The organism is Streptomyces sp. NBRC 110611 (assembly GCF_001590865.1).
In the GTDB taxonomy this organism is placed as follows: domain Bacteria; phylum Actinomycetota; class Actinomycetes; order Streptomycetales; family Streptomycetaceae; genus Streptomyces.
Genome location: NZ_BBUY01000005.1, coordinates 247,791 through 267,934, shown reverse-complemented (window position 1 = coordinate 267,934; position 20,144 = coordinate 247,791). Strand labels below are relative to the sequence as shown.

At 69.5% G+C, this 20,144-nt stretch carries 26 protein-coding genes and 3 tRNA genes; 15 read left to right on the top strand and 14 right to left on the bottom strand.

Annotated features, from left to right (window positions below; translation table 11 throughout):
• Together htpX and AZE13_RS14325 are read left to right on the top strand one after the other, a co-directional pair.
• Positions 1 to 867 carry a zinc metalloprotease HtpX gene (htpX, locus tag AZE13_RS14330; RefSeq protein WP_066930962.1) on the top strand — a complete coding sequence of 289 codons (867 nt, stop codon included), beginning with the start codon at positions 1 to 3 and terminating at the stop codon, positions 865 to 867.
• A gap of 167 nt (positions 868 to 1,034) precedes the next feature.
• A complete protein-coding gene (locus tag AZE13_RS14325) occupies positions 1,035 to 1,427 on the top strand; it encodes a YccF domain-containing protein (protein ID WP_066930960.1) in 393 nt (130 codons plus the stop codon).
• Between the two features lie 137 nt (positions 1,428 to 1,564).
• Here AZE13_RS14325 and AZE13_RS14320 read toward each other — a convergent pair whose 3' ends face one another.
• The 5 genes from AZE13_RS14320 to AZE13_RS34010 form a co-directional block, all read right to left on the bottom strand.
• Complete coding sequence (locus tag AZE13_RS14320; RefSeq protein WP_107288343.1) at positions 1,565 to 2,365, bottom strand: antibiotic biosynthesis monooxygenase; 801 nt, start codon at positions 2,363 to 2,365, stop codon at positions 1,565 to 1,567.
• 352 nt (positions 2,366 to 2,717) lie between these two features.
• Entirely contained in the window at positions 2,718 to 2,936 is a 219-nt protein-coding gene (locus AZE13_RS14315; RefSeq protein WP_066930956.1) for a hypothetical protein, read from the bottom strand.
• A gap of 806 nt (positions 2,937 to 3,742) precedes the next feature.
• The gene (locus AZE13_RS14310) at positions 3,743 to 4,285 is read right to left on the bottom strand and encodes an NUDIX hydrolase (RefSeq protein WP_066930954.1); all 543 of its coding nucleotides are present in this window, start codon (positions 4,283 to 4,285) and stop codon (positions 3,743 to 3,745) included.
• 8 nt (positions 4,286 to 4,293) lie between these two features.
• Positions 4,294 to 5,418 (bottom strand): adenosylhomocysteinase, encoded by a 1,125-nt coding sequence (locus AZE13_RS14305; protein WP_066930952.1) that lies wholly within the window; start codon positions 5,416 to 5,418, stop codon positions 4,294 to 4,296.
• Positions 5,328 to 5,852 carry a hypothetical protein gene (locus AZE13_RS34010; RefSeq protein WP_181690344.1) on the bottom strand — a complete coding sequence of 175 codons (525 nt, stop codon included), beginning with the start codon at positions 5,850 to 5,852 and terminating at the stop codon, positions 5,328 to 5,330. The genes AZE13_RS14305 and AZE13_RS34010 overlap by 91 nt, the downstream gene beginning before the upstream one ends.
• A 65-nt stretch (positions 5,853 to 5,917) precedes the next feature.
• On the opposite strand from AZE13_RS34010, the gene AZE13_RS36875 reads away from it, so the two are divergent.
• The 5 genes from AZE13_RS36875 to AZE13_RS14280 all read left to right on the top strand — a co-directional run bounded on the left by AZE13_RS36875 (position 5,918) and on the right by AZE13_RS14280 (position 9,361).
• A complete protein-coding gene (locus AZE13_RS36875) occupies positions 5,918 to 6,079 on the top strand; it encodes a hypothetical protein (protein ID WP_181690343.1) in 162 nt (53 codons plus the stop codon).
• 300 nt (positions 6,080 to 6,379) lie between these two features.
• Positions 6,380 to 7,462 carry a helix-turn-helix domain-containing protein gene (locus tag AZE13_RS14295; protein WP_066930948.1) on the top strand — a complete coding sequence of 361 codons (1,083 nt, stop codon included), beginning with the start codon at positions 6,380 to 6,382 and terminating at the stop codon, positions 7,460 to 7,462.
• A gap of 13 nt (positions 7,463 to 7,475) precedes the next feature.
• On the top strand, positions 7,476 to 8,165 hold the full coding sequence (locus tag AZE13_RS14290) for a YdcF family protein (protein ID WP_066930946.1): 690 nt from the start codon (positions 7,476 to 7,478) through the stop codon (positions 8,163 to 8,165).
• Positions 8,098 to 8,910, top strand: a complete 813-nt coding sequence (locus AZE13_RS14285) for a WbqC family protein (protein WP_079123984.1) — start codon at positions 8,098 to 8,100, stop codon at positions 8,908 to 8,910. Before AZE13_RS14290 ends, AZE13_RS14285 begins: the two co-directional genes overlap by 68 nt.
• A gap of 37 nt (positions 8,911 to 8,947) precedes the next feature.
• Positions 8,948 to 9,361, top strand: coding sequence for an NUDIX hydrolase (locus tag AZE13_RS14280; RefSeq protein ID WP_066930944.1), 414 nt, complete (start codon positions 8,948 to 8,950; stop codon positions 9,359 to 9,361).
• A 583-nt stretch (positions 9,362 to 9,944) separates the two neighbouring features.
• On the opposite strand, the gene AZE13_RS34005 is transcribed toward AZE13_RS14280, so the two are convergent.
• The 6 genes from AZE13_RS34005 to AZE13_RS14260 form a co-directional block, all read right to left on the bottom strand.
• Positions 9,945 to 10,286 carry a hypothetical protein gene (locus AZE13_RS34005; protein WP_079123983.1) on the bottom strand — a complete coding sequence of 114 codons (342 nt, stop codon included), beginning with the start codon at positions 10,284 to 10,286 and terminating at the stop codon, positions 9,945 to 9,947.
• Positions 10,283 to 11,509 (bottom strand): hypothetical protein, encoded by a 1,227-nt coding sequence (locus AZE13_RS14275; RefSeq protein WP_079123982.1) that lies wholly within the window; start codon positions 11,507 to 11,509, stop codon positions 10,283 to 10,285. Before AZE13_RS14275 ends, AZE13_RS34005 begins: the two co-directional genes overlap by 4 nt.
• Positions 11,506 to 11,781, bottom strand: a complete 276-nt coding sequence (locus AZE13_RS38045; RefSeq protein WP_258527791.1) for a hypothetical protein — start codon at positions 11,779 to 11,781, stop codon at positions 11,506 to 11,508. The genes AZE13_RS14275 and AZE13_RS38045 overlap by 4 nt, the downstream gene beginning before the upstream one ends.
• A 194-nt stretch (positions 11,782 to 11,975) precedes the next feature.
• On the bottom strand, positions 11,976 to 12,554 hold the full coding sequence (locus tag AZE13_RS38040; protein WP_258527790.1) for a bifunctional DNA primase/polymerase: 579 nt from the start codon (positions 12,552 to 12,554) through the stop codon (positions 11,976 to 11,978).
• Entirely contained in the window at positions 12,551 to 12,868 is a 318-nt protein-coding gene (locus tag AZE13_RS14265; RefSeq protein ID WP_066930942.1) for a hypothetical protein, read from the bottom strand. Before AZE13_RS14265 ends, AZE13_RS38040 begins: the two co-directional genes overlap by 4 nt.
• Positions 12,869 to 13,074: 206 nt before the next feature.
• The gene (locus tag AZE13_RS14260) at positions 13,075 to 13,293 is read right to left on the bottom strand and encodes a helix-turn-helix transcriptional regulator (protein ID WP_066930940.1); all 219 of its coding nucleotides are present in this window, start codon (positions 13,291 to 13,293) and stop codon (positions 13,075 to 13,077) included.
• A gap of 96 nt (positions 13,294 to 13,389) precedes the next feature.
• Between AZE13_RS14260 and AZE13_RS14255 the strand changes: the two genes are divergently transcribed.
• Complete coding sequence (locus tag AZE13_RS14255; protein WP_147264661.1) at positions 13,390 to 14,250, top strand: helix-turn-helix domain-containing protein; 861 nt, start codon at positions 13,390 to 13,392, stop codon at positions 14,248 to 14,250.
• A gap of 426 nt (positions 14,251 to 14,676) precedes the next feature.
• Positions 14,677 to 15,564 (top strand): tyrosine-type recombinase/integrase, encoded by an 888-nt coding sequence (locus AZE13_RS14250; RefSeq protein ID WP_258527821.1) that lies wholly within the window; start codon positions 14,677 to 14,679, stop codon positions 15,562 to 15,564.
• A 28-nt stretch (positions 15,565 to 15,592) separates the two neighbouring features.
• Here the strand turns inward: AZE13_RS14250 and AZE13_RS14245 are convergent, their stop codons facing one another.
• The gene (locus AZE13_RS14245) at positions 15,593 to 16,081 is read right to left on the bottom strand and encodes a YajQ family cyclic di-GMP-binding protein (RefSeq protein WP_066930937.1); all 489 of its coding nucleotides are present in this window, start codon (positions 16,079 to 16,081) and stop codon (positions 15,593 to 15,595) included.
• A 187-nt stretch (positions 16,082 to 16,268) separates the two neighbouring features.
• Here AZE13_RS14245 and AZE13_RS14240 point away from each other — a divergent pair.
• Positions 16,269 to 16,350: transfer RNA gene (locus tag AZE13_RS14240), tRNA-Tyr, on the top strand.
• A 124-nt stretch (positions 16,351 to 16,474) separates the two neighbouring features.
• Here the strand turns inward: AZE13_RS14240 and AZE13_RS14235 are convergent.
• Entirely contained in the window at positions 16,475 to 17,137 is a 663-nt protein-coding gene (locus AZE13_RS14235; RefSeq protein ID WP_066931398.1) for an NAD(P)H-binding protein, read from the bottom strand.
• Positions 17,138 to 17,232: 95 nt separating this feature from the next.
• Entirely contained in the window at positions 17,233 to 18,501 is a 1,269-nt protein-coding gene (locus tag AZE13_RS14230; protein ID WP_066930935.1) for an amidohydrolase family protein, read from the bottom strand.
• Positions 18,502 to 18,683: 182 nt separating this feature from the next.
• Between AZE13_RS14230 and AZE13_RS14225 the strand changes: the two genes are divergently transcribed.
• The 5 genes from AZE13_RS14225 (at position 18,684) to AZE13_RS14205 (ending at position 20,103) form a co-directional block, all read left to right on the top strand.
• Positions 18,684 to 18,756: transfer RNA gene (locus tag AZE13_RS14225), tRNA-Thr, on the top strand.
• Between the two features lie 46 nt (positions 18,757 to 18,802).
• Positions 18,803 to 18,875 (top strand) — tRNA-Met (locus tag AZE13_RS14220).
• Between the two features lie 88 nt (positions 18,876 to 18,963).
• Positions 18,964 to 19,128 (top strand): 50S ribosomal protein L33, encoded by a 165-nt coding sequence (rpmG, locus tag AZE13_RS14215; protein ID WP_007265873.1) that lies wholly within the window; start codon positions 18,964 to 18,966, stop codon positions 19,126 to 19,128.
• A gap of 83 nt (positions 19,129 to 19,211) precedes the next feature.
• Positions 19,212 to 19,667 (top strand): MaoC family dehydratase N-terminal domain-containing protein, encoded by a 456-nt coding sequence (locus AZE13_RS14210; protein WP_066930933.1) that lies wholly within the window; start codon positions 19,212 to 19,214, stop codon positions 19,665 to 19,667.
• Between the two features lies 1 nt (position 19,668).
• Positions 19,669 to 20,103, top strand: coding sequence for a MaoC family dehydratase (locus AZE13_RS14205; protein WP_066930931.1), 435 nt, complete (start codon positions 19,669 to 19,671; stop codon positions 20,101 to 20,103).
• Positions 20,104 to 20,144 lie beyond the last annotated feature (41 nt).

The window sequence follows — 20,144 nt, the reverse complement described above, 5'->3', positions numbered from 1 at the left end:
GTGCACCGCCGGCACAACGGGCTGAGAACCGCCGTACTCCTCGGGGGACTGTCCGCACTCATCATCGTCATCGGCGGCCTGTTCGGCCGTACGGGCCTGATCCTCGCCGTCCTGGTCGCGCTGGGCACCAACGCCTACGCGTACTGGAACAGCGACAAACTGGCCCTGCGCGCCATGCGTGCCCGCCCGGTCAGCGAGTTCGAGGCGCCCCAGCTCTACCGGATGGTCCGCGAGCTCTCGACGGCCGCCCGCCAGCCGATGCCGCGGCTGTACATCTCCCCGACCCAGGCGCCCAACGCCTTCGCCACCGGCCGTAACCCGCGCAACGCCGCGGTCTGCTGCACCGACGGCATCCTCCAGCTGTTGAACGAACGCGAACTGCGCGGCGTCATCGGCCATGAGCTCAGCCACGTCTACAACCGCGACATCCTCATCTCGTCCATCGCGGGTGCGCTGGCCTCGGTCGTGATGTTCCTGGTCAACTTCGCCTGGCTGATTCCGGTGGGCCGCTCCGACGACGACGAGGGACCCGGAATCCTGGGCATGCTGCTGGTCATGATCCTCGGGCCGGTCGCGGCCTCGCTGATCCAGCTGGCGGTCAGCCGGTCCCGCGAGTATCAGGCGGACGCCTCGGGCGCCCAGCTCACCGGCGACCCGCTCGCCCTCGCCTCCGCCCTGCGCAAGCTGGAGGCGGGCACCCAGCAGCTCCCGCTGCCGCCCGAGCCGCGGCTGGAGACCGCCGGCCACATGATGATCGCCAACCCGTTCCGCCCGGGCGACGGCATGTCCCGGCTCTTCTCCACCCACCCCCCGATGCGCGAACGCATCACCCGCCTGGAACAGATGGCGGGCCCCCACCGCCCATAGGGCGCTTCCGCCGGATCCCCGCGGCGCCGCCCCGCTCACCGCACGTCCGGGCGCCCTCGCCCGCCGCCGCCTTCACCGCAACGGTTCACTGTGCCGCACGCGTCTACCAGGGCAGACCCACTGTCCACCGACTCATGGCCCACCGTGCCCGTGGAAGGCTGTCGATCATGAAAACCCTCCTGAACATCCTCTGGCTGGTCCTCAGCGGCTTCTGGCTGGCGCTCGGCTACGTCCTCGCGGGCATCATCTGCTGCGTCTTGGTAATCACCATTCCATTTGGCCTTGCAAGCTTTCGTGTTGCCAGCTACGCGCTGTGGCCCTTCGGCCGGACGACCGTGGTGCGGAACGACGCCGGTGCCGGTTCCGCGATCGGCAATGTGATCTGGTTCGTCTTCGCGGGCTGGTGGCTGGCCCTCGGGCACATCGTCACCGGTATCGCCCTCTGCGTGACGATCATCGGTATTCCGTTCGGCATCGCCAATTTCAAGATGATCCCGGTGTCCCTGGTGCCGCTCGGCCGGGAGATCGTCCCGACGGATCAGCCGTTCGCGACCCGCTGACGCCCGGCCCGGGGGCCGCACCCGGTCCGTGTCCGTACGTACCGACCGCCGGTACGTACGGACCGGCCCGGATGTACGTACGGACCGGCCCCGGGCACCCCCGTGAGAGCCCGGGGTCGCGTCCGTACGGGCCCGGTTCATGCCCGTACGAGCCCCCTGGGGCCGACGTACCGCCGGAACCCCAGCGTTTCGACGCCGGGCAGGCTCTCGATGAAGCCGATCACTCGCCCGTCGGGCCGCAGCATCGAGCCGATCACCCGGGCGTGCGACTCCGCGTCCGTCCACTCGCTGTAGTTGACGACCCGGGTGCCGTCCTCGCTGATGTGGAAGTGCGAGGCGATCCCGCCCTCGCCGGGCTGCCGCTCCCCGATCACCCGGTCCAGCAGGCCGTCGACGAGTTCGCGGGCCGCTTCCTGCCCCGCCGTCCGGAAGGCCACGCGTACGACGCAGCCCGGCGCCTCCGGCCGCCCCTGGGGCAGCATGCTGCGGTACAGCCGGTAGCGGGCGGGCCCGGGGCCGCCGACGCCCCCCGGGGACGGCAATGCCCCCGAGGACGGCAGCGCCCCCGCGGACGCCAGTGCCGCCGTGACCCGCTCGGGCAGCCCGCCGCCGTCGTTCCGCAGGAAATCCCGGTGCGCGGCCTCGCTCGTCCACTGCCCGTAATCGAGCACACCGCGCCCGTCCGTCCCGGCGAACAGCACCCGCGACAGGAAGCCCGCCGGCAGCGGCGTCTCCGCCACCGCCCGGACGACGCCGTCCTGGACGGCCCGCTGCCCTTCGGGGCTGCCCGCGTCCCATTCACCGAGCAGCACATGTCCGGCATCCGGACGCCGGATCTCCGGGAACACATCGGCGCGGAAGCCGTCCCGGGTGCCGGAAGCCGGTCGAGTCGAGCGGGCCGCGTCATGCGCGTGAGAATCCGTGTGAGAGGAAGTCATGGAACGACCGTGCAACCTCAACCAAGGTTGACGTCAAGTGGTGGCCGGGAGGCCCGTACCCCGGAACGCCGGTGGGGCGGTACGCCGCAGCGCACCGCCCCATCCGTGGCACCCGGGAGTCGTGGGTTACCGGTAGTTCACGAACTTCCCGCATGATCGTCTGACCTGCGATCTTGCTCTGGAAGGGCCCGTGAACTGCGAAAACTACGTTCAGTAGTTGCCGCCGTTTTTCGGGCCCTTCCTGGCCCGTGTGCCCTCGTTGTGCCCTCGGGTGCAGGCAGGGCGCACGACGCCCCGGCCAGCCACAGCGAGCGGCGGACCGGGGCACTATCCACGTGACCGATATCGGGGGTCAGTCGGTCGAGGAGTTGTCAGGGTCGCGCATCAGGGATTGCAGTGACCGTCGCAGCCATGCCTGCGTGCGCAGTTTCGCCATGCCCAGCACAACGCGCCCCAACGAGCCCACCGCCGTGATCACCTTCGCCCACCACGCCACGGCCGGCACAAGAATCACCAAGCCGAGGATGAGCGCCCACAGGGGAGCATCCTCGACTAGTTCGGCTAGACGCATCTTCAGGAAGACCTCGCTTGTCGAAAGGGGAGACGCCGGTCGCCCCTTCGGATCGAGCGAAGTCAGGCGGCCAGTGCACTCCAACGGGATGAGACCGGTGAATCGCCGGCCGCTCCCGGAGCGCGAGGCACCACTGGAGCCGCGAACCGAATGACTCCGCACGGTGACGAGGAGTGTGGTGGAACGAGATCGATGAACTCGTATCGGCGGTTGCCAAGCGCCAAGTCAAGCAGATCGCACAGAACAGTGATCAAGGCACAGAGAGCAGCTTCCATGCGCTTCAGTCGCTCGACGCGAACTTCCGCATCCACCCTCTCGTCGCCTACCGGAACACGAGGGTGTCCGGGGGCGTGCGGGGCCACGATGCCTGGAAGCTTCGTATCGGCCTCAACGGTGGTCAGGAGGCTGGATGTCAGCGCATCGGAGGTGCAACCAAGGGAACGCTCTTGTTCGAGAGCACGCCTGATGTCCTCTCGCGCGCTTCGGGCTTCTCGCAGGAACGAGAGAAAGGAGTCGTGGAGAAAGCCCGCTGTCCCCACGGCCGGATCGACCGCAAACGTCCAGGATTCCAAGTCGAGTTGCACAAAGTCGTGACCTTGGACTGCTTTGGGAAGCCTGCGGACCGCGCTCAGCGTCTCCCGCGAAGCGCTGGAGGACGAGCCTCTCAGCCGCCAGCGAGAAAAGCGTTCGACAGCTAGGCCGAACGCCCCTCTGGGCGCGGGAAGACCGGACATGCTCGCAGGGTATCCGTGCGGCTGCCCAGTTGTGGCGTGTTCCTATTTGGTCGTGATGACGTAGACGCTCAGTCAGCGCAGGGCGTGCATGACTCGGCTGCGCAGGGGCTCGTTCGCGATGGTCTCGGCGTGGCGCCACGCTGCGGCGGTGACCTCCTCGGTTTGCAGCTCGCCGACGTCGGCCGAGGTGCGGAAGAGGAACCGGAAATCGAAGTGCTGGTGTTCCGGCTCGCCCTTGGCGTCGTTGGCGGGGATGGGGTGGACGTCGATGTGGAGCGGCCGGAGCCCTACCGGGATGACGGCGGATGCCGGAATGCCGGTCTCCTCGGTCAGCTCGCGCTGCGCAGCGTCGGCGAGCCGGGTGTCGTCTGCCTCAAGGTGTCCACCGGGCAGCAACCAGCGGTCGAGGGCCAGGTGCTGGATGTGGAGCACGCGGCCGGCGGGGTCGGCGAGGATCGCACCAGCCGTGGCGTGTCCTCGGAATTCCTTGCGCGAGTTGAGGTCGGCCCCGGCGTCGAGAAGGTCGAGGACGGGCGCGAGCTGGCCCTTCTCTTCGGGGTGGGCGTCGAGGTAGTCCTCGACGGTTTCGCGGATGTGCTGGGCTGTGATGGGCACGGGCGCTCCTATCGGTTGAAGTAGTCGAGCCACGTCGCGGCGATGGCGGCGCGGTCGGTCGGGCTGATCTCGTGCATACCGGGGTCCAGCTCGTCACGGGCGAGGACGGCGGAAGCGGCGAGTATCTCGGCCTGCACGAGGAAGATGAACGGCCCCACGCTGGCACCATGCAGGAAGTTGACGGCGTTGCCTCCGTTGAGCAGGTAGAAGTAGTGGCCGGTCGTCAGGTACCGGGTGACGTGCTCGCCGATGCGGGCGCGTTCGTAGACGTCGGGCAGGCCGTCGAGTTCGAGCTCGTCCTCGCTGCTCGTCACTGTCGCCACGTACGCCCCGTTGCGAAGCCGCGGGAAGTGCTCACCGCGGAGTGACAGCGAGCCGGTAGCGCACAGCACGAGTCCGGCGTCCGCCAAGCCGCTCACGCGGTCACGGGCCACTGTGAAGCCCTGCGAGAGGGCCTGTGTGCGGCGTACGGGGTCGATGTCGTAGACGGCCACCCGTACGCCCTTGGCGTGCAGCAGGCGGGCGATGGAGCTGCCCAGCTTGCCGAAGCCGATCACGAGGGCAGTACGGCCGTGAAGGATGTCGCCGCGGGTACGCATCAGGGCCTCGGTGGAGAACACGACGGACTGTCCGACGAGGAAGTCCTCGGGGTCCTTGAGTGGTGAGCGGGCCACCGAGACGACGGGGCAGGGCAGCTTGTCGCGCTCGGCGTACCGCTTGTGCCCGTTCTCCGTGTCCTCGACCACTCCCAGGATGCGGCCCGAGAAGCGGTTGCACAGCGCGTCGAGGGCTGGGGCGAAGTACCCGCCGACGTCGAGCAGTACGACTGGGCGGCCGGCGGCGCGTGCCTCGACGTAGCGCACGGCGCGGTCGGCATCGGCGAACAGGCTGCGGGTCAGCCTGTCGCAGGCGTGCCCGTCGGCCTCGACCTGGCGCCGCGCCTCAGCCTGCACCGACTTCGGCTTTGGCAGCACGGCTCGTAGATCAGTCATGTTCGCCACGCCCCGCACAAATGCCGGGCGCTCTGGCAGAAGGTGCGTGATCAGGAACGATGCCGGGCGCTCCGAGGGAGCAAAGCGCGTGGCGATGCGCCCAAAGTAGGTGTCGAGACGAGCGCGTTCGAAGGTTTCCATTCTTGCCTGTCCTCCCTTGCGACGATCTCCGGTTGTGGTGCGGGGCCGATCTGTTGTTGCTCAAGGGCGCGGCGCAGCGTCTCTGGGGCGGTGAGCCTCTCGTCGTCGGGAAGCTCGCACCATCCGCCGAACCACTCGTCGCAGCGGTACGGGTGCGGGGCGACGAGCCATGAGCCCTTGCACAGCAGATGCACCGGCAGTCCGACCCATGTGCCCCGGCTGCCGATCGGCACGGCGAAGTAGAGGTAGTCGCCCGGCCGGTCGTAGAGCACCGGGCCGAGCTGCTCGTCGGTTGCTCTGAGCTGTGAGAGCGCGAGGAATCCAGTGTCGGCGGGCACTCGGACGACGTCCCATTCGTGGCCGACCGCGAGCAGATGCACACCCGGGATGTCCTCGATGAGCGGAGCGGCGCGCAGCGCCTCACGCAGAGACATCACGTACCTCCTCTCTGCCGCACGTGCGGGCCGGCGTCGACAGGGCGCGTATCACCGCGCCTCGGATGAGAGGACCGGACGACAATCAGGCGCGCGCTTGTCTGGGCTATCTGCTGTTCGCGCTCGACAGCGATGCGCTTCGGCCCCAGGTGGACGCGAGCAGGCAGAACCACGCCGTACGCATCCGGCAGTGCGAGAACGTCGAGCAGCCCCACGAAGGCCGGTGACCGAACCTCTGTGACCGGCCCCCACTCCGTGAAGAGTCCGCACAGCGTCAGCTCGTGCTGCCGGCAGTATTCGGCCAGCGAGTCAGCAAGGGCGGCGTGCCTCGACTTGCTGCTCGTCCGACGCAAGTAGCCGTACACGTGCGGGCCGTTCACCGGCAGTCGCTCTGTGATGGGTTCCATGGGTCGAGCGTCGCGACAGTCCAACGGCCTCGAAATGACCGGGTGTTGCACTTCCGTTGCACTTCGGGACCACAGCCCCCTTGCGGCGTGCTTCGATACGTAACTGGAGGGAGGTGGCCCGTGATCAGCGTGCAGCAATGGACCGGCCGCGAAGCGAGCGCCCTGCGCGCCGCCCTCCGGATGAGTACGCGCGCGTTCGCCGAGCACCTGGGTGTCGCACTGCGCACGGTGGCGAAGTGGGAGCAGCTTGGCGCGGGCACCGTCCCCCGGCCGGATACGCAGGCCATCCTCGACACCGCGCTCGTGCGCGCGGACACGTTGGCGCGGGGACGCTTCGAGGTGCGGCTCGACCAATCCGTGGACGGCGGTGCAAGGCGGAGCCCCGTGCGCGCGGCGGACTACGAGACATGGACGGAGGACATCGAGCGTGCCGTGGTGTGCCTGAGCCGTCAGAACTTCTCGTTCGCCTCCAACCTGTTGAACCGATGGCTTGCGCGCCACGACCCGCGCACCCTCGACGACAAGGGCCTGTACCTCTACGGCCGGTCGCTTGTCCTCCTCGGCGACCTCCAACGCGACCAGGGCGCCACCCTCGGCCCCCTCTCGGCGCACCACTCGTACAGCACCGCACGCGGCTTGTTCGCCGAGCTCGACATCCCGCGCCGGGTCGCACAGATCGAGCTGTCGCTCGCCGTACTCGACGAGATGTCCGGAAGGCTCGACGCATCTGCCCACCAGTACGAGCGGCTGGCGACCGACGAGCGGCTGAGCGGCCGTGACCGTGCCCGGGCCCGTCTATGGGTCGGTACGGCGCTCAGTAAGGACGGGAACAACGACTACGCAGTCAAGGTGATGACGACTGCCACCCACGATTTCGAGGCTCTCGCGGAACCGGAGGACTGGTCCGTCGCTCACCAGAAAATCGCGCTCGCCTACCGCGGGGCCGGCGACCTCACGCGAGCTCTCCAGTACATCGACATCGCACGCACCACCGGTACGGTCGACTCCCCCATGCAGCGCGTGCGGCTGGACACCGCACACGGGCACATTCTTCTGTCCGACCTCGCCACCCGGGATGATGGGCTGTCCGTCCTCGACGACGCGGCGCAGGTGGCGAGGCAGTACGGACTGAGCCACCAGCTTCGCAGCATTGAGGGCATCCGACGGTCGTGCGACGGCCCGTCGACCGCCCTGTTGAGGTAAGTGGCCAGCGAGGATGAACCAGGGAGTACCAGTGCCGGACCGCGAGCAGCGCACGATCACCGATGCGCAGTGGAACGACGCCACGGTGATTTGGGACTATCACCAGATGGGGCACGAGCCGCGCCCCTGCTCGGCCGCCATCTGCCTGGGAAGCCACGATCTCGGCGCCGCCACGTTCGCCGCCAGGCAGTACCACGCCGGCCTGTTCCCCGTGCTCGTGTTCAGCGGTGGCAACAGCCCGACCACGGCAGCCCTCTACCCTCGCGGCGAGGCCGTGCACTTCCGCGAGCACGCGCTCGACCTCGGCGTGCCCGACAGTGCGATCCTCCTCGAACCCAACGCCGGAAACACGGGCCAGAACATCACGTTCTCGCGCGAGGTCCTGCTCGGGGCCGGCGTCGAGGTCGAGTCCGTGATGCTGATCGCCATGCCGTACATGGAGCGCCGCGCCTACGCGACGTGCCGCAAGGTATGGCCCGAGGTCGACGTCGTATGTGCTTCCGATCCGCTGGACTTCGCCGATTACGTGAAGAGCATCGGCGACGAACGACTCGTCATCGACACCATGGTCGGTGACCTGCAACGAGTGATCGAGTACCCGAAGCTGGGGTTCGCCATCGAGCAGGAGGTACCGGATGAAGTCCTTGCCGCCTACGAGCGCCTCCTGCACGCCGGATTCGACAGCCGGCTCCTCAAGCCCTGACACGTCGCCGGCGACTCCGGGCAGCAAGCTCTGCGCCATCCATCAACCGAACCTCTTCCCGCGGCTGTCCACACTGGCGAAGCTGTTCGCGGCAGACTGCTGGGTCGTCCTCGACGACGTGCAGTTCGCCCGACGCGACTACCAGCACCGGGCCCGCTTGGCACCCCTGGATGCGCCCCATGCCCGCCAGTGGCTCTCACTTCCGACGCACCTGCCCAACGGGCGGCCGACTCTGATCAGCGAGGGGCGGCTCGTCGAGCCGCTGAAGAGCCACCGCAGGGTTGCCGAACGCGTCCGGCAGCACTACGGCCACAGCACCCACTGGAAAACCGTGCAGACGGCCCTTGAGCCCGTTCTCGACCGCTTCGGCACAACTGATCGCACGGCTGATATCGCCGAGTCGTCCGCGCTTGCCCTGCTCGCGTCGGTGGATTGGCAAGGTGAGGTAGTGCGCAGCAGCGATCTCCCTGCCCGCGCCGGCCGATCGCAGCGTCTCGCCGATCTCGCCGCGGCGGTGGGAAGCGGCGCCTATCTGTGCGGAACTGGCGGAATGCGGTACCTCAACGCCGAGCCGTTTGCCGCGCTGCGCATCGTCGTCGTCCCCTTCCTGCTCCCGGATGCTTCCGTGTCCGGCATCTGGCGGTCCGCACGCGAGGTCAGCGCCTTGTGGGCGCTCGCGACCATCGGACCGGAACGTCTCGCCGATGAGTTGCGCGTGTCGGGGCTATCTCATGGGCGCCCCTAACGTTTCCACCGATCTCGGAAGTCTTGGAGGAGCACCCATGACGGAGCAGACCACCGCAGCGCGCCCCGGCATCTCGGCCGCGATCGTCGTCGATGGGGGCAGGGTCCTGCTGGTTCGACGCCGGGTGAAGGAAGGGGAGCTGTCGTGGCAGTTTCCCGCGGGGGAGATCGAGCGGGGAGAGTCGGCGGAGGAAGCGGCCGTTCGCGAGACGAGCGAGGAGACCGGTCTGACGGTGTCCGCGGTCAAGCTGCTCGGCGAACGTGTGCACCCGAAGACGCAGCGGCTCATGTCGTACACGGCATGCGACGTCGTGTCCGGAACCGCATACGTCGCAGACCCCGAGGAACTCGCCGAACTCATATGGTGCCGGCACTCCGAAATCCCCGGGTACGTGCCTTACGGGCTCTACGAACCGGTTCAGGAGTACCTCGATCAGGTGCTGGCTTCCTAGACGACCCGTAGGGGAGGGGCCTCCCAGGGATCATCTTGACGGCGATGTCAACATGATCCCTGTTGCCGGCGGTGGTATGAAGCTGCTTGATGCATGCTGGCCGCGGACCTTTTGCGCGGCGCTGCGAAGAAGGGGGTTCCTTTCCCGCCCCGCGCGTGGGAGGGGCGTCGACCGGTCGATGGTTAGCGGCTGTGCCGAGGAGTCGGGCCAGTTCATCGCTGTTGTCGGTGGGGTGTGGTATTCGCGCGCGCCCGTGCTCAATGACGCGACCGGTCGCAGCGAGACATTCCAGGAACGGCGGGGGACGCGGGGGCGGAGGGGGCGCAGTTTCCGGGCTGCTCTCTGCGCTCCTCTCTCCTTTTCTCATTGGGACAGAGAGGAGTGGGGGTTTCTGCGTCCCCTGCGTCCCCTTGCGTGGCCGGTTCGTCCGTTTCCGCTGGCGGGGGTGGGGAACTGGTGGGGCGCAGCAGGGGCAGGGTGCGTCCCCTTAGCGTCCCCCGTGCGTCCCCTCTGCGCCCCCCGGGCATGGGAGCGCCCCGGGGCGGCGGGGTGCGGTGCCGGGGCGCGCAGGGGCCTGTAGGGGCTATGTGGGTGGGGTGTGGGTGACGTCGTACAGCCTGCCGTTCTTCTTGCTGCCCGTAGCGCGCTCGACCCGGATGCCGATGGACCGCAGGGCGGGTGCGCTCTGTGTAATGCGGCCGCTGAGGACCCGCGGGGTACGTGGCCATTCCTTCCTGTGTGGGTTGGTGCGTTCGTCGAGGATGGCGAGCAGCTCGGTCATGGTTCCGGTCCATCCGCCGAGCGGGAAGGTGGGCGCGGTGACCCACTCGCGCAGGGTGGAGGCAACGGGGTTCCCGTCGATGGCTGCCTCGTTCAGCGCGTCTTGCGCACGGTTGAACGTCTCGAGGCTGCGCCATCCCGTCACGCGGTCGAGGGCGTGCAGCAGTTCGGCGAAGTCGGCCGCGGGCGTTCGGTCAAGTCGGCGGCGGCGTGCGGCAGGTCGGCCCACACGGTGGCGGCGAGGTCGAGCAGCGCGCCGAGGATGCGCGGGTGCGCCCGCTCGTACGCCGTCCACAAGGTGCCGGCGGTGCGCCGCTTGTGGCGGGGGATGGGTTGGAGTTCGAGCGGCATCATGCGTTCGGCGAGGTCGTTGCGGAGCGCGCCGAGGTCAATGCCCGTGAGCAGGACGGGGCGCTGGTAGGTGAGCACGTTGTCGTCGTCGGTGTACAGGGCGCGGGTTACCTGGGCGTCGCCGGTGACGACACGGCACAGCGCGTCGGACAGCCAGCCCTGCATCCCCGAGAGGTTGTCCAGCGCCAGCACCCACCCGGCGGCGGTAGTCGGACCGAGGTCGCGTGGACCCTCGGGGGCCTGTCGCAGCGGGGCGCGGGCACCCTCGACGACCCCGGCGAGCATCTGCCCGGACGTGCTCTTGCCCGTACCCTGCTCGCCGGTGAGGTAGGCGATGGGGCGCGGGATGGCGGGGCGTAGGGCGGCGAGCAGCCAGCCGACGGCGAGCGGGAGCGTCTCGGCGGTGAACGGCAACAGCGCGGCGAATTCTTCGATGCCCGCTTGCCAGCCGCCTGCTGGGCGGTCCGGGCGCGGTAGCGGGCGAATCAGCCTGCTGCGCCGCCAGATCGGGCCTGCCTCGACGTCCGGGTACGTCAACTGCCAGCCCTCCGGAGACAGGCGTACCGACTCCCCGTCGGCGCGGCCGAGGTCGAGCCACGACACCGCAGGGTCGTGCGGGTCGGGAGCAACACGCAGGTGCAGCTCCGTCTCGGGGGCGTGCATCGCGAGCGCGTCGAGGGCGGCGAGGGCGTCGGCGAGCGCGGATTGCGATGGTGTGCGGTTGTGCTCGGTCACGGACGCGTGGATGAGGTGTTGGCGCAGGCTGCCGGTGCCCGTGTGGGCGGTGGCGTGCAGGGGTACGGCGACGGGCGGGCCGGCGTAGGCCACGGCGTACGGTGCGCCGTTGTGATGCAGGTAGCGGAAACGGTTCTGCCCGAGGACGCGCAGCAGCTCGGCCTGCGGCGGCTGGCGCTCGGACTTCGGCGCGCGCGGCTGCTCCGTGCCCATTTCCGGCCGTTGAAAGGGGACGACGGTACGCGCGGCGGCGGTGGGATTGAAGGTCGGGGCCTGGGTCACGCGGCGGCTCCGGCAAGCGGACGCGGGTGGCGCTCGCCGGCGGCGAGGCCCGAGCGAATCGCGGCTTCGGCTTCCCGCTCGCCGAGCCCGGCGTGCCGGGCGGCGTCGGCGAGGACGCCGGCGACATGGACGCGGTCGAGGCGGCCGGCACCGCACAGGGTGCCGAGGCTGAACGCGGCGCGGTTGAGCGTGGCGTTGCGGGTGCCAGCCGGAGCCTGGGCGACGGCGCGCAGCTCGGCCTCGACAGCAGCGGCGACATACCCGTTGTCCACGCGATGAGAGGAGCGCCAGGGCAGGACGACGCGGGGGCGTTCGGGTGTACGCGGTGGCCGGTGCGGTCGAGGTCGCGGGTCAGCCACACCGGCAGCTCGGCGACCGTACGGCAGTCCCCGAGGGCGGTGTAGGCGCCATCGCGTGTGACAGTGCCCGGAGCGACGGCGTACGACGATCCGGCCCGTACGTCCAACTACCAGCCCAGCGCCCCTGCTTGGGGGCGCCAGACGGTACGGGCCGGGGCTCGGAACCAGTAGTGCAGCCCATCCGACGGCGTCCGCACGGTCAGTGTTTCCGGGGCGCAGCCGGGCAGCGTGGCGTGGCGCGCCTCCACCAGCAGCGCCAGGACGTCCCGGCCGTCCACGATGCTCCCTGGCGTGATGTCGTCGGGCAGTTCGATGCCGGGCAGTAGCTTCTCGGGGTCGGCCGGGGGTTCCCCGCCGTGGCAATCGACGTCGAGGATCACCAGCCCGGACGGGCCGGCGGCCACGCCGACCCCGGCCGCGGGCATGTTCGCCCACCAGGTAGTGAGGCGGTCGGGGTCAGTCGTGGCGGCCAGCACCCCATGACAGGGGTGGCCGTCAGCGTGGCAGGGGCAGGTGTGCCCGTCGTGTTCGACGTAGGCAGGGTTGGGCCGGTCGGTGGTACCGGGGGAGCAGCGGCCGCAGCCGCGCACGGGCACTTTCATGCCAGGGGCGAGCGGGTGCACGGCGTAGCCCTGGCCGGCCAGCCGCAGGGCGACGCGCAGCGGATCGGGGGCCGGGGAACTCAAACGGTCCTCCCCGCTGCGACGTCGCCGATCAGGGCGTCCAGCGCGTCACCAACGGCGGCGAGGCCCTGCGGGTCGGTGCCGCGCACGGTGTAGAACGCGCAGCCATCCAGGGCGGTGGCGAGCTGCTGCGCGGTGTGCGCATCGATATCGCGCGCGGCCCCGATGTAGATGTCGGCCCGGTAGCCGTACGGGACGGGGGCCAGCCCGCCGAACTCCCTTGTCGGTTGGGGCAGCGCGACCCATCCGTGCCGGACGCGGAGGCGGTAGGCCATGGCGGGCGGGGTGAGCGGGCGGCGGGGGTACGTAGTCTGCATGGTGGTGCGTCCTTCTGGGCGGCCCGGGTGGTGAGAGATCCGGTGCCGCCAGCGATCACTGGCGAAGTGGTGAGCGAGGGCGTTCGGGCCGTCGGCGTGGCTGCGCCGGCGGCCCTTGTGCGTGGCGGGGGCGATCATTTTCGGGAGGTCCCGAAGATGATCGAGTTCGGCGGCCCTTGTGCGTGGCGGGGCGAGTGGCACGCGCGTCATGCGGCGTCTATCGCCTGTTCGTCGAGCCAGCGCTCTATGTCCTCCCAGCGGGCGCGCAGGTGGCGGCCGACCTTGATCATGCGGGGGCCACCTCCGCGGTGACTCCACTGGTAGACCGTGGCGAGCGGTACGCCGCAGTAGTCGGCGAGCTCTTGCGCGGTGGCGAGCTTGCGGTGCTTCGGGGCGGCGAGGCCGGTGAGTTGAGCGCGGGACATGGTGTGGATTCCTCCGGCTGAAGCGTTATCAAATCGTTCTCTCGAAACTTAACGATCTTTCGCACCCGTGTCCAGCGGAATGTATTCTTTCGCTCCATGAGTCGAAGTGATGGCAACGAGCGAGAACAGCAGGGCGGCTCCACAGCCGCCGGCGGCGTCGACGATCAGTGGACGCGAGCCCTGGAAGAGGCCCCGGCCTTCGGTAAGGCGATCGGCCGACAGTTGCAGCGCGTACGGGAGGAGAAGGGGCGTACAGCCGAAGACGTGGCGCGCACGGCGCAACAGCTCGGGCTCTCGTGGCACCGTCCGACTGTGGGACAGATCGAGCGCGGGCAGCGTGCACTTTCCGCCGTCGAGCTGGTCGTACTGCCGCTGATCTACGGGCGCCCGTTGGGGGAACTGCTGCCCGAGGGAACGCTCTGGCTGACGCCCGACCTGGGCGTCTACGACCGCGAGGTGCGGCGCGTGCTCGGCGGGGACTACAACCCCAGCGCCCGCGCCCTGAGAACCCCCGGCGGCTGGCACGTGAAGGGGTGGAGCGACCAGACCGGAGAGGAGTTGGCCGGCCGCGTGGCGCAGGCGGTGACAGAGCTGTCGGAGCGCTCCCCCTGGCCGGCCGACGCACAGGTGCGCTACACGCAGGACAAGCCCGATGAAGCGGAGGCCAAGGCAGCGAAGCGGCTCGGTGTCACGCCGCATTACGTCGCCTACGCGGCGCGCGAGACCTGGGGGCACGGCCTGGCCGCGGAACGCGAGGTGCGACTACGCGAGCGGGGCGACCTGCCGGAAGGCAGGCGCGCTCTCCAATCCGCACGCGGCCACATCACGCGAGCGCTCTTGGCCGAGCTCGAACCGGTCGTGAAGGCGTACGGGGGACGGCGCAGCGCACAGTCCGATCGAGCGGTACTCACAGAGGCAGAGGGGCTGCCCAGCAAGGGGAGGGAAACGGATGGCTGAGGTTTACGACCGCTGGCACAAGTCCCGTCCGGGTAAGGACGACAAGGAGTGCGGCGAGCACACCAGCAAGACGCGGAAGCTGGTGCCGAGCAGCGAGCACGGCAAGGGGAAGCGGTGGCAGGTCCGCTGGCGTGACGCCAGCGGGAAGCAGTGCAAAGAGAACTTGGCAAGAAGGCCGACGCCGACACGCGCGCGGCCGCCGTCAAGGCCGACCTTGATCGTGGTCTGTACATCGCCCCCTCGGCCGGCAAAGAGAGCTTCCGGGCCGTCGCCGAGCGGTGGCGCACGTCCGCAGTCCACCGGCCCACCACGGCGTCACGCGTTGAGCGTGGGCTGCGCAATCACATCTATCCGATGTTCGGTGATCGGCCGGTTGCCGGCATACGGGCGTCGGACATACGAGCCTGGATAAAGGACCGTTCGCAGGTGCTGGCGCCCTCGACGCTAGAGGTCACGTACGCCTATCTGGTCACGCCCCTGAAGGCGGCCGTACGAGACCGGATCATCGCGAGCAACCCGTGTGACGGCGTTCGGCTGCCGCGCCAGCGGAAAGCCGAGGTCACGCCCCTGCACAACGACGCCGTACGGGCGCTCATCGAAGCGGCGGCGCCGAGATTCCGCGCCCTGTACCTGCTCGCGGCGTCATCGGGGCTGCGCCAAGGGGAACTGTTCGGCCTGGAGGTCGACTGCATCGACTTCCTGCGCCGGGAGGTCAAGGTGCGTCAGCAACTCGTCGACCCGGACGACGGCGAGCCGTACCTCGGCGAACCCAAGACCCATCAGAGCTATCGCACGGTGCCGCTCACGAAAGCAGTGGTCGACGCGCTCGCCGCGCATCTCGAACAGTTCCCGGCGCATGGCGTGAAGATCGAGGATCGTACGGACCCGCGGAAACCCCGTACCCGCACGGCGCGGCTCCTCTTCCTCAACCAGCATCGGGAAGTGTTCCGGCGCGGCGCCTGGTCGCAGGTGTGGGGGAGGTCCCGCAAGCGTGCGGGCGAGGCGCTCGCCAAGGCGTACGACACTGCGCACGCGGCATGGGTACGCGCCGGCAAGCCCGAGGGGCGCGAACCGGCCCGGGTGGTGATCCCCGAGGGGGCCAGCCTGCACGACCTACGGCACTTCTACGCCTCGCTGCTGATCAAGCACGGTGAGAACGTGAAGACCGTGCAGAAGCGGCTCGGGCACACGAAGCCGTCGATCACGCTCGACACGTATACGCACCTGTGGCCCGATGAGGAAGACACAACGCGGGCTGCCGTCGAGGCTGTCCTCGGCGATGTGCCCCCGTTGTGCCCTGCGCAGTCTGCCTAGCCGCGTTCGTGCAGGTCAGGCCGGTTGATCACCGGTAGTTCACGAACTGGAGGGCGAAGTCCAGGTCCTTGCCCTTCAGCAGCTGCTGTACCGCCTGCAGGTCGTCCCGGCTCTTCGAGCTGACCCGCAGCTCGTCGCCCTGCACCTGCGCCTTGACGCCCTTCGGGCCCTCATCGCGGATGATCTTGGCGACCTTCTTGGCGTTCTCCTGGGAGATCCCCTCCTCGATCGAGGCGAAGATCTTGTACTCCTTGCCCGAGGCCTGCGGCTCACCGGCGTCCAGCGCCTTCAGTGAGATCCCGCGCTTGACCAGCTTGGACTGGAAGATGTCGAGCACGGCCTTGACCCGCTCCTCGGCGTTGGCCCGCATCTCGATCTTCTCGCCCGACCAGGCGATGGACGCGCCCACGCCCTTGAAGTCGTAGCGCGTGGAGATCTCCTTGGCGGCCTGGTTGAGGGCGTTGTCGACCTCCTGCCGCTCTACCTTCGAGACGATGTCGAAACTGGAGTCGGCCATGTTGAGTTGGCTCCTCGTACGTAGATCCGTCAGGGTGCGGACCGTGCCCGGACCGCTTGCCAAGCCTAGCCACCCGGCCAAGATCCAGCGGTTCCGAATCGAGTGGCGGAGCACCCCTGGGCATCAGGTATCGTTTACGTCGTTGCCACGGAGCGCCGCCCACAGCGGCTCTTTGTCGGTAAAACCTGGCGGTGTGCCCGAGCGGCCAAAGGGAGCAGACTGTAAATCTGCCGGCTTCGCCTTCCTAGGTTCGAATCCTAGCGCCGCCACAGGTAGCGAAAACCCCTCCTCTCTCTGCGAGAACGGCAGAGAGAGGAGGGGTTTTTCATGTCCTCATGCGACGGTTCGTGTCCTTACTCGGCGGTTCGTGACCTCACGCGGCGGTTCGTGTCCTCATCCGGCGGCTACGGCGCGTACGGCCTCGGGGACCGGGACGTCGCCGCCGATCAGCTCCAGGGTGCGGCCGATGGTGCCCGGCTCGTCGAGCAGCTCCACCAGGACGGCCGCCACGTCGTCGCGGGTCACCTCGTCGCGCCCGGTGGTCTCGGCGAGCCGCACCAGGCCGGTGCCGGTGCCGTCGGTCAGCCGTCCGGGCCGCAGGATCGTCCAGTCCAGGCCGGCGCGGGCGCGTACGTCCGCGTCCGCGGCGCCCTTCGCCCGCAGATACGCGGCGAACACCGGGTCGGTGCCCGCCGGCGGCTCGCGGTCCGCGCCCATGGAGGAGACGACGAGGAAGCGGCGTACGCCCGCCGCCTCGGCGGCGTCCGCGAACAGCGCCGCCGCGCCACGGTCCACCGTGTCCTTGCGCGCGGCGCCGCTGCCCGGGCCCGCGCCCGCCGCGAAGACCGCCGCGTCGGCGCCCTCCAGATGCCGGGCGACATCCGGGACCGATGCCGCCTCCAGGTCGCAGACCACCGGCTCGGCGCCCGCGGCCAGCACGTCGCCGGCCTGCTCGGTCCGGCGGATGACACCCGCGACCTCGTCCCCGCGCGCGGCGAGCAACCGCTCCAGCCGCAGCGCGATCTGACCATGTCCACCTGCGATGACAATGCGCATGATCACGACGGTACGCCCACGTGCCGCCGGCGAGCGGGGGACCGGCCGGGCGAAGCGCCGCCAACCCCTCCGGGAAGCCCCTCCGGACGGAACACCTAACGCTGTGACTGCCGGGGCAGTTCCAGTGCCACCTCGGCCGCGGAGTCGCAGTACTCGCGCACCGCGCTGGTGCGGGCGACCACCCGCCCCCGGTGGACCACGATCCGGCTGTAGGCCAGGGAGAGCACCCCGGCGATCCGTTCGCCGCGCACCGCCAGCAGCTCCGCGGGGAAGCCCGCCTCGACGCGGACCTCCGGCAGGCCCAGCGTCGCCCGCGCCGCCGAGCTCACCGCCTCGTACGCCGCCTCCGGCGTGGCCTCGCCCAGAGACGCCAGGAGGTACGCGGCCTCCAACGGGTCACCGCGCCCCACCGGGTTCGCCACGTCCCGCAGCGCCCCGCTGCCGGCCGCCACCCGCACCCCGGCCGCCCGCAGCAGCCGTACCGGAGCCGGCCGCGCCACCCGCGAGCCGTAGCGCTCCAGGCCCGTGCAGTCGCCCTGCGGCAGGCAGACGACGGCCACATCGGCGGCGGCCAGCTGCTCGGCGACCCGGGCCGCCACACTGCGCGGCATCCGGGCCATCCCGGCGCACGGGCCGAGTGCGACGCCCGGCCGAAGTCCGCCGGACATCGCCGCGAAGCGGGCCAGCCGGGCCGGGTCGTCACCGTCGGTGTGCAGGTCCACCGGGCAGCCGTGTTCCCCCGCCAGCTCCAGGACCGTCTCGACGTATCCGGCCGGATCGGGATCCAGGTCGGGGCAGCCGCCGATCACCGAGGCGCCCATCTTCACCGCGTCCCGCAGCATCGCCAGCCCGTCCGCGCCGGCCACCCCGGTCAGCACCCGCGGCACCGCGACCGCCGCCAGATCGGCCAGCCCGCGCAGCGACCGGCGGGCCTGGAGCACCGCCTGCAGGGAGCGCAGCCCCTGTACGTCGCCGATCCGGACATGGCTGCGGGAGGCGGTGGCGCCGTGCCCCAGCTGCAGCAGCGCGGCCTCGGTGGTGCGCCGCTGGACATCGTCGGGGGAGTCGGAGGCCGGGCCCTCGGAGTCCGCCGTCAGCGCGGTGTCGCAGTGCGCGTGGGGCTCGGCGGGGGCGGGCAGCAGGAGGTAGCCGGCCAGGTCGACGCGGGAGCCCTGCGGGGCGAGGCTGCCGGCCGTCCCCACGGCCTCGATGCATCCGCCGCCCAGCCGTACGTCCACGGTGCGGCCGTCGGCGAGCCGGGCGCCGCACAGGACCAGCGCGCCGCTGTCCGCCCTGGTGCGCCGGCCGGGGCCGCCCGGCTTTCCCGGCTGGGGCTGCGGCTGCGGCGAAGTGCTGTCGGTCATCGCGCTCCTCGAGGGCCCGGCGTACATGATCACGCAGCGTGCCTTTGAGATTAGGGCGCCGCCGGGGGAGCTTGGCGCAGGCGCGCAATAGTCGTACCGGTGTGGTGCGCGGGGCGGGCGGGCCGCGGCCGCCGGTACGGATTTCACGTTTGGCGGCGGGCCGTGTAATGTCTTCATCGCTCGCCCCAATAGCTCAGTCGGCAGAGCGTCTCCATGGTAAGGAGAAGGTCAACGGTTCGATTCCGTTTTGGGGCTCTGATGTGTGAGGCTCCCGTCTTCGGACGGGGTCCACGCGCATCGCAGCGGTGTAGCTCAGTCGGTAGAGCAAGCGGCTCATAATCGCTGTGTCACCGGTTCAAGTCCGGTCACCGCTACAGACAGTAGCCGATTGTGGGGTCGGTCCTTCGATCGGCTACTCTTTTCTGCGTTAATCCGTCCATCCGTCCGTCAAGGAGCACTCACGTGGCTGCCACCGACGTCCGCCCGAAGATCACGCTGGCCTGCGTGGAGTGCAAGGAGCGGAACTACATCACCAAGAAGAACCGGCGTAACAACCCGGACCGCATGGAGATGAAGAAGCACTGCCCGCGCTGCAACTCGCACACCGCGCACCGCGAGACGCGATAACACAGGCTCGTCCGTGAGGCCGTCCCCAGGAATGGGGGCGGCCTCACGGCGTTATCACCATCAGTAAACGGAGGTTGCGGGCCATGGCGCTCGACCAGTCCTTTGTCGGCCGTACGTATCCGCCCACCACGCCTTACGAGGTCGGCCGGGAGAAGATCCGGGAATTCGCCGAGGCGATCGGTGACACCAACCCCGCTTACACCGATGCCGAAGCGGCCAGGGCACTCGGCCACCCCGATGTGATCGCACCGCCGACTTTTGTGTTCGCGATCACTTTCGCGGCCGCGGGAGAGGTCGTCGCGGACCCGCAACTGGGCCTGGACTACGACCGCATGGTGCACGGCGACCAGAAGTTCGCCTACACGCGGCCGGTACGCAGCGGTGACCGGCTGACCGTCACCTCCACCATCGAGGCGATCAAGTCGATGGCCGGCAACGACATCATCGACATCCGCGGCGAGGTGCACGACGAAGCGGGCGAACACGTCGTCACCGCTTTCACCAAGCTGGTCGTCCGTGCCGCGAAGGAGGAGGCCTGAGATGACTGCCAAGATTTCCTACGACGAGGTCGAGGCCGGCACCGAACTCCCGGCGCAGGACTTTCCCGTGAGCCGGGCCACACTCGTCAGGTACGCGGGCGCCTCCGGCGATTTCAACCCCATCCACTGGAACGAGAAGTTCGCCAAGGAGGTCGGGCTGCCGGACGTCATCGCCCACGGCATGTTCACCATGGCCGCGGCGGTCCGGGTGGTCACCGACTGGACCGGCGACCCGGGCGCGGTCGTCGAGTACGGCGTGCGCTTCACCAAGCCGGTCATCGTCCCCAACGACGACAACGGCGCCGTGATAGAGGTCAGCGCCAAGGTCGCGGCCAAGCTCGACGACGAGGCCCGTACGGTCCGGGTCGACCTCACCGCGCGGAGCGCGGGCCAGAAGGTGCTGGGCATGGCCCGCGCGGTGGTCCGCCTGGCCTGAGCGTCCGCACCTCGGGCATAGACGGGTACGGGCACCCGGTG

What these genes read in the sequence shown, in the direction of transcription:
- AZE13_RS14230 (WP_066930935.1), bottom strand. Translation starts at nt 18,501, where the DNA reads ATGACCGACAGCACTTCGCCGCAGCCGCAGCCCCAGCCGGGAAAGCCG.
- AZE13_RS14205 (WP_066930931.1), top strand. Translation starts at nt 19,669, where the DNA reads ATGACTGCCAAGATTTCCTACGACGAGGTCGAGGCCGGCACCGAACTC.
- AZE13_RS14325 (WP_066930960.1), top strand. Translation starts at nt 1,035, where the DNA reads ATGAAAACCCTCCTGAACATCCTCTGGCTGGTCCTCAGCGGCTTCTGG.
- AZE13_RS36875 (WP_181690343.1), top strand. Translation starts at nt 5,918, where the DNA reads ATGAGAGGACCGGACGACAATCAGGCGCGCGCTTGTCTGGGCTATCTG.
- AZE13_RS14265 (WP_066930942.1), bottom strand. Translation starts at nt 12,868, where the DNA reads ATGCAGACTACGTACCCCCGCCGCCCGCTCACCCCGCCCGCCATGGCC.
- AZE13_RS14285 (WP_079123984.1), top strand. Translation starts at nt 8,098, where the DNA reads ATGAAGTCCTTGCCGCCTACGAGCGCCTCCTGCACGCCGGATTCGACA.
- AZE13_RS14320 (WP_107288343.1), bottom strand. Translation starts at nt 2,365, where the DNA reads ATGACTTCCTCTCACACGGATTCTCACGCGCATGACGCGGCCCGCTCG.
- AZE13_RS14305 (WP_066930952.1), bottom strand. Translation starts at nt 5,418, where the DNA reads ATGGAAACCTTCGAACGCGCTCGTCTCGACACCTACTTTGGGCGCATC.
- AZE13_RS14290 (WP_066930946.1), top strand. Translation starts at nt 7,476, where the DNA reads ATGAACCAGGGAGTACCAGTGCCGGACCGCGAGCAGCGCACGATCACC.
- AZE13_RS14280 (WP_066930944.1), top strand. Translation starts at nt 8,948, where the DNA reads ATGACGGAGCAGACCACCGCAGCGCGCCCCGGCATCTCGGCCGCGATC.
- AZE13_RS34010 (WP_181690344.1), bottom strand. Translation starts at nt 5,852, where the DNA reads ATGTCTCTGCGTGAGGCGCTGCGCGCCGCTCCGCTCATCGAGGACATC.
- AZE13_RS14315 (WP_066930956.1), bottom strand. Translation starts at nt 2,936, where the DNA reads ATGCGTCTAGCCGAACTAGTCGAGGATGCTCCCCTGTGGGCGCTCATC.
- AZE13_RS14210 (WP_066930933.1), top strand. Translation starts at nt 19,212, where the DNA reads ATGGCGCTCGACCAGTCCTTTGTCGGCCGTACGTATCCGCCCACCACG.
- AZE13_RS14235 (WP_066931398.1), bottom strand. Translation starts at nt 17,137, where the DNA reads ATGCGCATTGTCATCGCAGGTGGACATGGTCAGATCGCGCTGCGGCTG.
- AZE13_RS14260 (WP_066930940.1), bottom strand. Translation starts at nt 13,293, where the DNA reads ATGTCCCGCGCTCAACTCACCGGCCTCGCCGCCCCGAAGCACCGCAAG.
- AZE13_RS14255 (WP_147264661.1), top strand. Translation starts at nt 13,390, where the DNA reads ATGAGTCGAAGTGATGGCAACGAGCGAGAACAGCAGGGCGGCTCCACA.
- AZE13_RS14245 (WP_066930937.1), bottom strand. Translation starts at nt 16,081, where the DNA reads ATGGCCGACTCCAGTTTCGACATCGTCTCGAAGGTAGAGCGGCAGGAG.